Raw genomic sequence first — 13532 nt, 5'->3', positions numbered from 1 at the left:
GGGGTCCTGGGCCGTGTGCCGCCCAGACCAGGCAAGATAGGAGGTGTGAACCTCTTCGACCAGCTGCCCGCAAAGCCCGATCCCGACGCCCTGTACGAGGTGTTCGCCGAGTGGGCCTGGGAGGAGAAGGGGCTCGCCCTCTACCCCGCGCAGGAAGAGGCTCTGATCGAGCTGGTCTCCGGCTCGAACGTCATCCTCAACACCCCCACCGGCTCGGGCAAGTCGCTGGTCGCGGCCGGTGCGCACTTCGCGGCGATGGCCCGCAAGGAGCGCAGTTTCTACACCGCGCCGATCAAGGCCCTGGTCTCGGAGAAGTTCTTCGACCTGGTCGCGATCTTCGGCACCGACAACGTCGGCATGATGACCGGCGACGCCTCGGTCAACCCGACCGCGCCCATCATCTGCTGCACCGCCGAGGTGCTGGCGAACATCGCACTGCGCGACGGCGGCAGCGCCGACGTGGGTCTGATCGTGATGGACGAGTTCCACTTCTACGGTGACCCGCAGCGCGGCTGGGCCTGGCAGATCCCGATCCTGGAGATCCCCAAGGCGCAGTTCCTGCTGATGTCGGCGACGCTCGGCGACGTCAAGAAGTTCGAAGAGGACCTCATCCGGCGCACCGGCCGGCCGACGACGGTCGTCAAGAACGCGACCCGCCCGGTCCCGCTGACCTACGCCTACAGCGTGGACCCGCTGCACGAGACCATCGAGGAACTGCTCAAGAACCGGGAAGCGCCGATCTACATCGTGCACTTCACGCAGGTCTCCGCAGTCGAACGCGCCAACTCGATGATGAGCATCAACATGCTCAGCAAAGAGGACAAGGACTCGATCAAGCGTCTGATCGGGCACTTCCGCTTCACCACGAAGTTCGGCCTCCAGTTGCAGCGCTGGGTCATGCACGGCGTGGGCGTGCACCACGCCGGCATGCTGCCCAAGTACCGCCGCCTGGTCGAGCGGCTGGCCCAGTCCGGGCTGCTCAAGGTCATCTGCGGTACGGACACGCTCGGCGTCGGCGTCAACGTGCCGATCCGCACGGTCCTGTTCACCGCCCTGTCGAAGTACGACGGCACCCGGGTACGCCGCCTGCGCGCCCGTGAGTTCCACCAGATCGCCGGGCGCGCGGGCCGGGCCGGGTTCGACACCGTCGGCAACGTCGTCGCACAGGCCCCCGAGTACGAGATTGAGAACCGCAAGGCCCTGGCCAAGGCCGGCGACGACCCGAAGAAGCGCCGCAAGGTCGTCCGGAAGAAGGCCCCGGAGGGCTTCGTCGGCTGGAACGACGAGACCTTCGAGCGCCTCCAGAGCGCCGAGCCGGAGGCGTTGTCCTCCCGCTTCCAGGTCAGCCACTCGATGCTGCTCGCGGTCATCAACCGCGACGGCAACGCGTTCGAGGCCATGCGGCACCTGCTCACCGACAACCACGAGCCGCGGGTCAACCAGGTGCGGCACATCCGGCAGGCCATCGCGATCTACCGGTCGCTGCTGGCCGGCGGCATCGTCGAGCAACTGGACGAACCCGACAAGATGGGCCGTACGGTCCAGCTCACCGTCGACCTGCAGGAGAACTTCGCGCTCAACCAGCCGCTGTCCACGTTCGCGCTCGCCGCGTTCGAGCTGCTCCCGCCGCTGTCACCGACGTACGCGCTCGACATGGTCTCCGTCGTCGAAGCCACCCTCGACGACGCCCGGCAGATCCAGGCCGCGCAGCTCAACAAGGCGCGCGGCGAAGCGATCTGGCAGATGAAGGCCGACGGGATCGAATACGACGAGCGGATGGAGCGCCTGGAGAAGATCTCGTACCCGAAGCCGCTCGAAGAGCTGCTCGACCACGCGTTCGAGATCTACCGCGGCAGCCACCCGTGGGTCGGGGACTACGAACTGCGCCCGAAGTCGGTCGTCCGCGACATGTTCGAACGGGCGATGACCTTCACGGACTACACCGCCTACTACGACATCGGCCGCGCCGAGGGCATCGTCCTGCGCTACCTGGCGTCCGCGTACAAGGCACTCCAGCAGACCATCCCCGACGACCTGAAGACCGACGAACTCCAGGACCTCATCGAGTGGCTCGGCGAGCTGGTCCGCCAGGTCGACTCCAGCCTCCTGGACGAGTGGGAGAAGCTGGCCAACCCGGACGACAACCCCGCAGCGGACACCGAGATCGTCCCCGACGACCGGCCCAAGCCGATCACCGCCAACCCGCGCGCCTTCCGGGTCCTGGTCCGCAACGAGATGTTCCGCCGGGTCGAGCTGGCCGCCCGCGACCGCGTCCGCGACCTGGGCGAACTGGACAAGGAGCTGTCCGGCTGGGACGCCGACCGCTGGGGCGACGCGCTCGACGCGTACTTCGACGAGCACGACGAGCTCAAGACCGACGCCGACGCCCGCGGCCCGAAGATGCTGATCATCAAGGAGGAGGAGGGCGTCTGGCACCTCCGCCAGATCTTCTCCGACCCGGCCGAGGACCACGACTGGGGCATCACCGCCGAGGTCGACCTCGCCGCCTCCGACGAGGCCGGGCACGCGGTCATCCACATCGTGGACGTCAACCGCATGTAGGTCCTCCCGTGCGGAAAAGAACAATGGCCGTCGTACGGGAGGACCCGTACGACGGCCATTGTCCTTTCGCTTCCGGGGACCTTAAGCGCCCGTCCGGTCATGCGGTCACGCGTTCGGCAGCAGGCTCTCGATCGCGGCGATCAGCTGCGGGTCGTGCGGGTCCGTCTTCGGGCGGAAGCGGCCGGCGATCGCGCCGTCAGCCGTGACGACGAACTTCTCGAAGTTCCACTGCACGTCGCCGGCCTCGGCAGCAGCGTCGTTGACGGCCGTCAGCTGCTCGTACAGCGGGTGCCGGGCCTCCCCGTTGACCTCGATCTTCTCAGTCAGCGGGAACGTCACGCCGTAGGACGTCGAGCAGAAGGACTGGATCTCCTCCGACGTGCCCGGCTCCTGGCCCATGAACTGGTTGCACGGCACGCCGAGCACCGTGAAGCCTTGGGCACCGTACTCCTTCTGCAACTGCTCCAGGCCTTCGTACTGCGGCGTCAGGCCGCACTTGGACGCGACGTTGACGACCAGGGTGACCTTGCCCTGCGTCAGGCCGCCCAGGGTGCCGGGCGTCCCGTCGAGCGCGGCGATGGAGGTGTCGAGCAGACTCATGTGATTACTCCTCGGTGCTGATTCCTGTCCCGACGACAGTAGTGCGCCCGCGTGGCACAAGGGTCTCCGCGTACGGGGGAACCGGTTGGGCTGTCGCCGCGTCGGACCGGAGTCCGTACGAAACAACCTGACGCGGAGGTGCTCACCATGGCAGCGACCGGCAAATCCACCAGGGGCCGCAGCGCGACTCTCCTGATCGCGGCGACCGTCCTCGGCGCGGCTCTGACAGCGTGCGGTACGGACGACAAGGGCGCCGGGGCTTCGGGCCCCTCCCAGCCGCAGACCTCGTCAGTGCCGTCAGTGCCGTCGGCACCGGCAGCGCCGTCCGCCCCGGCTGCCCCGATCGCGCCGCCGGCGGTCGAGTGCCCCGCCGACATCCCGCAGCTCCCCGCGAGTCCGCCCGCCAGCGCGCAGCAGGGCGGCCCGCTGGTGCCCGTCGGCGCGGCCGCCGCGCGGCTGTGCCAGGCGGTGTTCCCCCAGCCGGACCCGACGGCTACCGGGAGTGGCCCCACCCCGCCGCCCACCGGCGCGCCGGTCGTCCGTACGAGCGTCGACCGCATCGTCACCCAGCTCAACAGCCTGCCCACTGAGCCGCCGCAGATGTGCACCGCGGACGCCGCTGCGCCCGCCCAGTTGATCCTCGCCTACTACCCTGACGGCCGCCAGATCACAGTGGACCTCGAACTCGCAGGCTGTGGAAAGGTCGTGATGGGCGATCAGATCCGCTACGGGGCGAAGTCGCTCGTGCCGCTGCTGAAGCCGGCCGGCTGAGGTTCTCCCGCCCCCACGGTCACGCTGAAGCGCCCCGGCCTGAACGGGGTGCTTCAGCATGACCGCTGAGCCGGTGCGGCGGCTCAGCGGTCCCCGAAGGCGTACTTGAGCGGCGGCAGCGCCGCCTGCGCGTCCACGCCCGCGAACCAGAACCGGATGGCGAAGCCCGCGACAGCCTCGGTGAGCCGGGCGTGTACCAGGCCGCCGCCGTCGACCGGCACGCACCCGATGTCCACAGCCAGCGTGCGCACGACGGCGAGCGCACCGGGGTCGTCCCCGCACAGCGGCACCGCCAGCGGGGTGCCGTCGAAGACGGGCGCCCGGTAGACGTTCTCGTGGCAGATGTTGAACGCCTTGACGACATGCGCCCCGACGGCGGTGCCCGCGATGTGCTCGGCCCCCGAACGACCGTCCTGTGATGTGCGGACGAACGTCCCGAAGTCGAGCGGGACGGTGCAGTCGATAAGTGTCTTCCCGCGCAGCGGGCCGACTGCCGACAGCACGCCGGGCACGGTCGACGGAGGCAACGCCAGGAGCAGCGCATCCCCGAACTCCGCCGCTTCACGGAGAGTGCCGGCCCGGGCCCCCGGCCGATCCGCTCAGCGAGCCCAGCGGCTTTTCCCGCGTCCCGGGCACCGATCAGCAATTCGTGACCCGCCTTCGCCCAGCCGCTGCCCAGCGAACCGGCCATCTTGCCCGCGCCGAGAATTCCGATACGCATGAGTTCCTCCGTACGAACGTGGATGATGCCGTTGACTCTAGGAATCCCGAAAGGCACCGTCCGGTACGCAACGGCCCGGGCAGAATGGAGAGGTGATGGACAGTGAGGACGGCTACGTGTCGGACTGTCAGGCGAGGCTGGCCTTCGACCTGATCTCCAACACCTGGAACCCGGTGGTGGTCTGGGCGCTGCGCGAAGGCCCGCGCCGGCCGGGTGAAGCCCCCGGCCCAGTACGGAACGTGGACCGAACCGTGGCGCGGCAAGGTGAAGTCGCCCGGGATGAACAGCAGCCGCGCGGCGGTGACCGCGCTGGCGCGCAACACCACGCTGAGCGGGCTGCTGCGCGACTGTGTGGCGTTCACCGGCGATGTGGACACCGTGGCTACGATCGCCCTGGCCGCGGCTTCCTGCTCCGCTGAGTACGCGCAGGACCTGCCGCAGGTGCTGCTCGACGGCCTGGAGGACGGTCCGTTCGGGCGGACCCGGCTGGCGGAGTTGGACGTGGGGCTGGCCGCCGGATTCCCTTGATCGCCGTGTGCGGAGAGTCCGGCCTGACCGCACCTTCCGCACACGACGGTCAAGCTCTGCCGGCTGAACAGCCGCTGGACGACACTTTGGCGGATGCCGCCCGCCCCGGCTCACCTGTGCGCGAAGTCCACGTCCCGCGAGTTGGTGCCCTGACTCCCGATGTTCCAGCCGATGATCCGCTCCGGGTGGATGCGGACGGCCTCGTTGCTGAAGAAACCCGGGGCGAGCCGCCCGAGGCCCTGGCCGGCGAGGTAGGCGCGTTCCTTGGCCGTGTGAGTGGTGTCCATGAGGCGAACGTAGGACTTCAACCGCGGTTCATATCAAGAGGTTCATCTCAAGAGACTCATATCAAGAGGTTCATCTCAAGAGACTCATATCGGGACACTCATGGCGAGTGCTTCACGCGGGGGAGGCTCACTTGCGCGCGTTCAGCCGCCTGGTCGGCTGCGCGTCCGACGGGTCCTCCGGCCACGGGTGGCGCGGGTAACGGCCCCGCAGGTCGGCGCGGACCGCTTTGTAGCCCTCCTGCCAGAAGGACTTCAGGTCGGCGGTCACCGCGGCCGGACGCCCGGCGGGGGAGAGCAGGTGCACGACCAGGGGCGTCCCGCCGGCCAGGCGCGGGGTCTCGGTCCAGCCGAACAGTTCCTGCACCTTGACCGAGATGAAGGGCTGGTCGCCGGAGTAGTCCACCCGGATCCGCGATCCGGACGGGACGAGGACGCGCTCGGGCGCGAGCTTGTCGAACTGCGCGGCGTCCCCGGTGGCCCACGGGAGCAGCCGCTTCAGGGCCGTGACCAGGTTCACCCGGGACAGGTCGCCCCGGCGGCGGGCGCGGGCCAGTTCGGGGCCCAGCCACGCCTCCGCGTGCCCGGCGAGTGCGGCGTCGTCTACGGCCGGCCACGGGGCACCGGCCGCGCGGTGGCAGAACGCGAGCCGTTCGCGCAGCTGCGTGGCGTCCTGACTCCAGGTCAGGAACGCCGCGAGGCCTTCCTTGCGGAGCCCTTCGAGGAACGCTTCCCGTACGAGCTCCGGTTCCGGGTTCTTCAACGGCGCGGAAGACAACTCGACCGCGCCAAGGCGGGTCACCCGCCGCGCCACCACGTTGCCGTTGCGCCAGGCGATCTCGTCGACCGTCAGGAGAAGTGGCGCGGCGGCCTGGCGGGCGGTCTCCTCGTCGATCGGGACGGCCTGCCGGATGCGGGCCGACGCCGAGCCCTCGGGGCGGTCGGCGACGGCGACCGCCAGCCACGGGGAGCCGAACAGTCGTGACCCGTGCGGCGGTTCGGCGGCGGTCCCGGACGCCATCAGGAAGGAGACCCCTTCCACCGTACGGGCCTTCGCCACCCGCTCGGGGAACGCGAAAGCGACCACAAGCCCGGCGGCCAGGTCGTCCGGCAAGGGTTCGCCGACCGCTTCCGGTGCTGCGGACTGGAGGCGGCGGACTTCCTGCTTCCAGCGGGCGGAGAATCCGTCCCGGCCGGTACGGGCCGCGCGCCACGCGGCGGCCAGGTCGTCCCCGGTCCCGCGGGGGAGCGGCTCGGACAGCAGGGCGACGACCTCGGCGGCGCGCCGCGTGCCGATCGCTGACGCGCCGTCAACAAGCGCGCGGGCCAGGCGCGGGTGCACGCCGATCCTGGACAGTGCGCGGCCGCGCGGTGTGACCTTCCCGGACGCTGACACCGCGCCGAGGGCCACGAGCGTGCTCCGGGCGGCTGCCATCGCGGGGGCCGGCGGGGCGTCGGGCAGGGAGAGGCCTGACGCGTCAGGGTCGCCCCAGCACGCGGCCTGCAATGCGAACCCGGTCAGGTCGGCGAGCGCGATCTCCGGACGGGGCCGGGGCGCGAAGCGCTCGTGCTCGGCGGCGGACCAGCAGCGGTAGACCGTCCCCGGGCCTTCACGTCCGGCGCGCCCGGCGCGCTGGTCGGCCGACGCCTTGGACACGCGTACGGTCACCAGGGACCCGAGGCCGCGCGCGTGGTCGGTGCGCGGTTCACGGGCGAGCCCCGCGTCCACGACGACCCGCACGCCCGGGACGGTCAACGAGGACTCGGCGACGGACGTGGCGAGGATGACCCGACGGTTCAAGCCCACTGAAAGCACAGCGTCCTGGACCTCCGCGGACGCCTGGCCGTGGACTTGCAGGACCTCGACGCCGCTGAGCAGGCCCGCGACACGCCCGATCTCCCCGACACCAGGCAGGAAGCACAGCACGTCGCCCTCCCGCTCGGCCAGGGACCGCCGGACCGTCGCGGCGACGTGCGTGAGCAGGGCGGGGTCCACCCGCATGCCGTGCGGCGGGCGGACCGGCACGGTCGGCGGGGCCCACACGGTCTCCACCGGGTGCAGGACCGATTCGGCCGACACCACCGGGGCGTCCCCGAGCAGCCCGGACCACATCGACGTCTCGGCGGTCGCCGACGCCGTGACGATGCGGAGGTCTTCACGCAGGGTCGACCGTACGTCCAGAAGGAAGGCCAGCGCCGTGTCAGCGTCCAGGTGCCGCTCGTGGCATTCGTCGATGATGACGGTGTCCACCCCGGCCAGCTCAGGGTCGCGCTGGAGCCGTTGCAGCAGGACACCCGTGGTGACGACCTCGACGAGGGTGCGCGGCCCCGTCTGGCGTTCCCCCCGTACGGTGAATCCGACGGTCCCGCCGGGCTTCTCCTCGAGCAGCCAGGCCATCCGCCGCGCGGCGGCCCGGACGGCGAGGCGGCGCGGCTCGGCCACCAGGATCCGGCGCGCGGGGCCTTCGTGTCCCGGCACGAGACCGGCCAGGGCCAGTGGCACCAGGGTCGTCTTGCCGGTTCCGGGCGGGGCGGCGAGCACGGCGGCGCCCGAACCGTCCAGCGCGGCGGTGAGCTGCGTGAGGACGGAACGTACGGGAAGCTGGGACCAGGCGGTACGCATCCGACCAGTGTGCCGTTGAGTCGGGGGAACCCCGTACAGCGGTCTGAATTGTCCTGAGAAGAGGAGAACGCCAGATGCAGGTCCAGTTCCGTCATCAGCCGATGTTCACCGTCGCCCGGTGTGTCCTCGCCGGTGGTGAGAAGATGCGCGCGGAGTCCGGCGCGATGATGGCGCAGAGCCCCGATGTGAACATCGAGGCGAAGATCGAAGGCGGCCTGATGCGCGGCCTCAAACGGTCCGTGCTCGGCGGCGAGTCGCTGTTCATGACCACCTTCACCGCACCCGCGCACGGCGGCTGGGTCGACATCGCGGCCAACCTGCCCGGCGACGGCGCGGCGTTCACCCTCGCCAAGGGCGACGGCGGCATGAACATCACCAAGGGCAACTGGCTCGCCAACGCTGCCGGGATTGAGATCGACACCAAGTGGGGCGGCGCCGGGAACCTCATCGGCGGCGAGGGCGGCTTCGTCGTCCACGCGTCGGGCGAGGGCGAAGTGGTGATCAGCTGCTACGGCGCACTGGACACCGTGGACCTCGGCCCCGGCGAGCGCATCGTCATCGACACCGGCCACGTGGTGGCGTTCTCGCCGAGCGTGCAGTACACGACCCGGCGGGCCTCCAGCGGCGGCATGATGCAGTCGCTGAAGTCCGGGGAGGCGTTCGTGTTCGAGTTCACCGGGCCCGGCCGGGTCCTCACCCAGTCCCGCGACCCGCGCGGGCTGCGCGACATTCTGACGGCGAACGCGCCGGGCAGTCGGGGGTAGCCGCTCCCTGCCGCCGACTGTCGTATTTTGTCGCCTTTTGTCGCTTTCTGCTGTGTCGACCATGTACAGAATGCCCCTCCGTGATCTCCACCGGGGACTCTGTACGTGATCGACGCGGCGTTTCCAACTGGAAAACCCTGGGCGGCGGTTGGAGGTTCCGGGCACGATGAGCCCTATGACTCTTGCGGGCGCGTCCATCCAGGTGAAGCCGAAGCAGTCCTCCGTACTCTCCCTGTGGTCGGAGGGCTCGGTGCTGTCCATCGGCTCCAAAGGATCAGTGCTGTCCATCGGCTCGGTCGGGTCGGCCCTGTCCGTCGGCTCCATCGGCTCGGCCATGTCCGTACTGTCAGTCGGCTCCTGGCTCAGCCTCGGCTCGATGATGTCCGCCGCGTGCCGCTGGTCGGTCATGTCCTGGCGCTCCCACGGCGGCGTCATGGAGGCCGGAAAACGGGCGAAGCTCCTCAATCCGGAAGCCGGACTCGCCGCCGGCCACCGGACGGGCCGCCTCGCCAAGCGGTAGAACAAGACCTGACACGCGGCAGAACAAGACCCGGCACGCGGCAGAACAAGACCTGGCACGCGGCAGAACAAGACCTGGCACGCGGCAGAACAAGACCCGGCACGCGGTCGGGCAGGTCCCGGCACACGGCGGCCCGGGGGAGCGCGGGCCCGGCACCCCGCGCCGTACGGCCAAACCCCCTGCGCGCCCGCGCCGCCCGCCGCGTAACGTGTCCGCATGCGCGTCACCAGCGGCGATATCGAGCGGATCACCCGGATCGGCTTCCGCATGGCCAGGCGCGGCGGTGGCACCGTCCACGAACTGCTGCCCGTCGACCGGATCCCCGTCGACCGGCTGCCCCCGGGCTGCGACGCCGTCCTGGTCGCCAGCGACCTGCAAGGTGTCGCCGCGCGACCGGCCGGCGGCCCCGAGGTCCTGCTCGGCCTGGTGCTCGCCGACTACCTCCGGGTGTGGTCCGACGCCGGGCTGCTGCCCCCGCCGGAGCGGCTCGGAGTGATCCTCGCCGGGGACCTCTACGCCGCGCCGAACGCCGACCAGCGGGGCGCCACCGGCGACGTCACCGCCGTCTGGCGGGCCTTCACCGAGGCGGGCTGCGCCTGGACGGTGGGCGTGTCCGGAAACCACGACATCATCGCCGCGCCGGACATCCTCCCCGCGCGTCTGCTCGACGGCGACGCCGAAACCGTGGGCGCCGGACCCGGGGGCACCGTACGCATCGCCGGAGTCGGCGGGGTCATCGGCGACCCCTGGCGCCCCGACCGCCGTGCCGAGGACGACTTCCTGGACGCGCTCGACGCCGCCCTCGACCCGCACCCGGACGTGCTCGTCCTGCACGAAGGCCCCCTCGGCGGCCACCGCGGCCAGAGCGGCAGCCGGCTGATCCGCGAACGCCTGGAGAAGTCGCCCCCGGCGCTGACGGTGTGCGGCCACGTGCACTGGGGCTATCCCCTGGCCCGCCTCGGCACGGGGCGTGTCCTGAACGTGGACAACCGGGTCGTGCTGCTCACCCGCTGACCCCTCCGCACGACCCGGCGGTGTCCGGTGCGGGCCCCCGTTTCCCATTGTCGCCCTGTGGCGTTTAGTCAGTTGTCCATCGCGGACGGACACGATCAGGCCTCAGGAACTGCTCAGGTAAAACAGCTGCGCAGGGGAAGCGGGGAGAACCACCATGCATTACCCGTACGAGACCGCCGGCAAGGCCGTGCGACTCGCACGCCTGGCCGGAGCGGCCCGCGGACGCCGACTGACCGTCAGGGCCGCCGACGAGACCGGCACCGGCCCGGTGGGGGACGTCGACGACTTCCTGCGGATGACCCACGCCGTCCTCCCTGCCTTCCGGCAGGCCCCGTACACCGGCCGCCCCAAGGACACAAAACGAGTGGTGTTGTCGCTGAACCCTTGACTGCGCACACCTTCCTGACCCAGCCTCAGCTGCCGTAAGACGTCTGATCCGGCAGAACCGGCCGAGCGCAGGTGAGCATCCGGGCGGCCGACGTGGCGTGTCAGCGTCCCCGCCCCGGACGTCCTTCCGGACGTCCGGGGCCCGCGAGAGAGTAGACCTACGGATGAAGTACGTCCACGCCGCCACATGTGGGGGGAGACCATGAGCGACCCGACCCAGGACCCCGGTGCGCACACCCGGGAACAGAGTGCCTACTTCGAAACGATCGCCGCCGACCCGGTGTTCGCCGAACTCAAGCGCAGATTCCGGCTGTTCGTGTTCCCGGTCACCGCGGCGTTCCTGGCCTGGTACCTGCTGTACGTGATCCTGTGCGCCTACGCCAGGGACTTCATGGCCCACAAAATCACCGGGAACATCAACGTCGCACTGGTCTTCGGGCTCAGCCAGTTCCTCGTGACCTTCGTGACCGCTTGGATCTACTCCCGGTTCGCCGACCGCCGCCTGGACCCCCTGGCGGCACAACTGCGCGAACACACCAACGGTTCCGCCCCTGAAAAGACTGTCGAGGTGTCCCGGTGAGCGACCACAAAGCCCTGACCCTCGGCCTGTTCGCGGCCTTCATCGTGGTGACCCTGGCCATCACGGTCGTCGCCGGACGCAAGAACAAGAGCGCGGCCGACTACTACGCCGGCGGCCGGTCCTTCTCCCCGATGCAGAACGGCATCGCCATCGGCGGTGACTACATGTCCGCCGCGTCGTTCCTGGGCATCGCCGGGATCCTGGCCCTGTCCGGGTACGACGGGCTCCTCTACTCCATCGGCTTCCTCGTCGCCTGGATCATCGCACTGCTCGTGGTGGCCGAACCGCTGCGCAACAGCGGCCGGTTCACCATGGCGGACGCGATCTCCGCCCGGCTGAAATCCGACCAGGTACGGGCCGCCGCCGGCATCTCCACCATCATCGTGTCGATCTTCTACCTGCTCGCACAGATGGTCGGCGCGGCCTCGGTGGTGTCCCTGCTGCTCGGTTCGACCTCGGACGCCTCCCGGATCTGGACGATCGTCGCCGTCGGCGCGCTCATGATCTTCTACGTGACGGTCGGCGGCATGAAGGGCACGACCTGGGTCCAGATCGTCAAGGCCGTGCTGCTGATGATCGGCGCGTGTGTCATGACCGTCTGGGTCCTGGCCAAGTTCAACTTCAACCTCTCCGACCTGCTCGGCGCCGCCGCCGACCAGTCCGGCAAGGGCGACGCGTTCCTCCAGCCCGGACAGAAGTACGGTGCCACCGACGGCTGGTCGAAGCTCGACCTGATCAGCCTGGGCATCGCCCTGGTCCTGGGTACGGCGGCGCTGCCGCACATCCTCGTGCGCTTCTACACCGTCCCCAACGCCAAGGCCGCCCGGAAGTCCGTCAACTGGGCGATCGGCATCATCGGCGTCTTCTACCTGATGACCCTGGTCATCGGCTTCGGCGCGGCAGCCCTCGTCGGCTCCAAGACCATCAAGACCGCCGACCCGTCAGGCAACACCGCGGCCACCCGCCTCGCCGAACACCTCGGCGGCGGCGCGGACACCACCGGCGGATCGATGATGCTCGCCTTCATCGCCGCGGTCGCCTTCGCCACGATCCTGGCGGTGGTCGCCGGACTGACCCTGGCCTCATCGTCGTCCTTCGCCCACGACCTCTACGCGGGAGTGTTCAAGAAGGGCCGTACGACGGAGAAGGAAGAGATCACGGTCGCCCGGATCGCCGCCTTTGTCATCGGCGCGGTGGCCATCGCCCTCTCGGTCTTCGCCCGCGACCTCAACGTGGCCTTCCTGGTGGCTCTGGCCTTCGCCATCGCGGCGTCGGCCAACCTCCCGGCGATCGTGTTCAGCCTCTTCTGGAAGCGGTTCACCAAAGCCGGCGCGGTCGCCGGAGTGTTCGGCGGACTGGTCTCCGCGATCGCCGTGGTGGCGATGTCCCCGATCTGCTGGGGCGGCGTGTCGGACACCAAACCGGCGGTGGCACTGAACGCGAAGACCGCCAAGGACTGCGGCGTCGACATCAAGTCCAAGGCTGTCGGCAACGCCACCGCGCTGTTCTCCTGCACCACCAAGGCGCCGATCCCGCTGGAGAACCCGGGGCTGATCTCCATCCCGTTCGGCTTCCTGTGCGCGGCCGGCGGCACATTCCTCAGCGGACGCCGCCGGACTCCGGAGGAGGAGCAGGCGCAGAAGGAGATGGAGGTGCGCTCGCTCACCGGAGCGGGAGCGCACTGATTTGATGCCGGGCTCCAAGCTCCGGCGTTGTCCTCCCGTCGTCTTCGCTTCGCTCAGTCGCCGGTCGGCGCCGGAGCGTCGCCCGGAAAAACCGCGCCCTCCGGGCGCGCTCGGGACGCTTCGCGCCCTCGCTTGGAGCCGGGCTCCAAGCGCGGGCGTCTTCCTCACATCCCCGTCGCTTCGCTCAGTCGCCGGTCGGCGCCGGAGCGTCGCCCGGAAAAACCGCGCCCTCCGGGCGCGCTCGGGACGCTTCGCGCCCTCGCTTGGTGCCGGGCTCCAAGCTCCGGCGTTGTCCTCCCGTCGTCTTCGCTTCGCTCAGTCGCCGGTCGGCGCCGGAGCGTCGCCCGGAAAAACCGCGCCCTCCGGGCGCGCTCGGGACGCTTCGCGCCCTCGCTTGGTGCCGGGCTCCAAGCTCCGGCGTTGTCCTCCCGTCGTCTTCGCTTCGCTCAGTCGCCGGTCGGCGCCGGAGCGTCGCCCGGAAAAACCGCGCCCT

13 protein-coding genes and 2 pseudogenes are annotated in these 13532 nt (G+C 70.0%); 10 read left to right on the top strand and 5 right to left on the bottom strand.

The window, feature by feature from the left end; all coding sequences use genetic code 11:
• The first annotated feature begins 45 nt into the window (after window positions 1-45).
• Window positions 46-2562 (top strand): DEAD/DEAH box helicase, encoded by a 2517-nt coding sequence (locus tag AC0Z36_RS02000; RefSeq protein ID WP_485460864.1) that lies wholly within the window; start codon window positions 46-48, stop codon window positions 2560-2562.
• 105 nt (window positions 2563-2667) lie between these two features.
• Here the strand turns inward: AC0Z36_RS02000 and AC0Z36_RS01995 are convergent, their stop codons facing one another.
• Complete coding sequence (locus tag AC0Z36_RS01995; protein WP_485460863.1) at window positions 2668-3162, bottom strand: glutathione peroxidase; 495 nt, start codon at window positions 3160-3162, stop codon at window positions 2668-2670.
• A 147-nt stretch (window positions 3163-3309) separates the two neighbouring features.
• On the opposite strand from AC0Z36_RS01995, the gene AC0Z36_RS01990 reads away from it, so the two are divergent.
• Complete coding sequence (locus tag AC0Z36_RS01990; RefSeq protein ID WP_485460862.1) at window positions 3310-3933, top strand: hypothetical protein; 624 nt, start codon at window positions 3310-3312, stop codon at window positions 3931-3933.
• A gap of 83 nt (window positions 3934-4016) precedes the next feature.
• Here the strand turns inward: AC0Z36_RS01990 and AC0Z36_RS01985 are convergent, their stop codons facing one another.
• Window positions 4017-4436 (bottom strand): NADPH-dependent F420 reductase, encoded by a 420-nt coding sequence (locus AC0Z36_RS01985; protein WP_485461003.1) that lies wholly within the window; start codon window positions 4434-4436, stop codon window positions 4017-4019.
• A 3-nt stretch (window positions 4437-4439) separates the two neighbouring features.
• Window positions 4440-4624: pseudogene (locus AC0Z36_RS01980) on the bottom strand (NAD(P)-binding domain-containing protein); the annotation flags it as partial.
• Window positions 4625-4749: 125 nt separating this feature from the next.
• Here AC0Z36_RS01980 and AC0Z36_RS01975 point away from each other — a divergent pair.
• Window positions 4750-4872: pseudogene (locus AC0Z36_RS01975) on the top strand (winged helix-turn-helix transcriptional regulator); the annotation flags it as partial.
• 61 nt (window positions 4873-4933) lie between these two features.
• A complete protein-coding gene (locus AC0Z36_RS01970; protein WP_485461002.1) occupies window positions 4934-5182 on the top strand; it encodes a hypothetical protein in 249 nt (82 codons plus the stop codon).
• A 110-nt stretch (window positions 5183-5292) separates the two neighbouring features.
• On the opposite strand, the gene AC0Z36_RS01965 is transcribed toward AC0Z36_RS01970, so the two are convergent.
• Complete coding sequence (locus tag AC0Z36_RS01965) at window positions 5293-5469, bottom strand: hypothetical protein (protein WP_485460861.1); 177 nt, start codon at window positions 5467-5469, stop codon at window positions 5293-5295.
• Window positions 5470-5596: 127 nt separating this feature from the next.
• Window positions 5597-8089, bottom strand: a complete 2493-nt coding sequence (gene hrpB, locus AC0Z36_RS01960) for an ATP-dependent helicase HrpB (RefSeq protein ID WP_485460860.1) — start codon at window positions 8087-8089, stop codon at window positions 5597-5599.
• A 74-nt stretch (window positions 8090-8163) separates the two neighbouring features.
• Between hrpB and AC0Z36_RS01955 the strand changes: the two genes are divergently transcribed.
• The 6 genes from AC0Z36_RS01955 to AC0Z36_RS01930 all read left to right on the top strand — a co-directional run bounded on the left by AC0Z36_RS01955 (window position 8164) and on the right by AC0Z36_RS01930 (window position 13039).
• Window positions 8164-8853, top strand: a complete 690-nt coding sequence (locus AC0Z36_RS01955) for a TIGR00266 family protein (protein WP_485460859.1) — start codon at window positions 8164-8166, stop codon at window positions 8851-8853.
• 175 nt (window positions 8854-9028) lie between these two features.
• Window positions 9029-9373, top strand: coding sequence for a hypothetical protein (locus AC0Z36_RS01950; protein WP_485460858.1), 345 nt, complete (start codon window positions 9029-9031; stop codon window positions 9371-9373).
• 216 nt (window positions 9374-9589) lie between these two features.
• Window positions 9590-10387, top strand: a complete 798-nt coding sequence (locus AC0Z36_RS01945) for a metallophosphoesterase family protein (protein ID WP_485460857.1) — start codon at window positions 9590-9592, stop codon at window positions 10385-10387.
• A gap of 154 nt (window positions 10388-10541) precedes the next feature.
• Window positions 10542-10775, top strand: coding sequence for a hypothetical protein (locus AC0Z36_RS01940; protein ID WP_485460856.1), 234 nt, complete (start codon window positions 10542-10544; stop codon window positions 10773-10775).
• Window positions 10776-10976: 201 nt separating this feature from the next.
• A complete protein-coding gene (locus AC0Z36_RS01935; RefSeq protein WP_485460855.1) occupies window positions 10977-11354 on the top strand; it encodes a DUF485 domain-containing protein in 378 nt (125 codons plus the stop codon).
• Window positions 11351-13039: a solute symporter family protein gene (locus tag AC0Z36_RS01930; RefSeq protein ID WP_485460854.1), complete on the top strand. Its 1689-nt coding sequence runs from the start codon at window positions 11351-11353 to the stop codon at window positions 13037-13039. The genes AC0Z36_RS01935 and AC0Z36_RS01930 overlap by 4 nt, the downstream gene beginning before the upstream one ends.
• The last annotated feature ends 493 nt before the right edge of the window (window positions 13040-13532 follow it).

It is taken from the genome of Kitasatospora sp. UYEF31, from assembly GCF_057291755.1.
The sequence above is the reverse complement of the archived record's forward strand: the minus strand, read 5'-3'. Positions and strand labels throughout refer to the sequence as shown.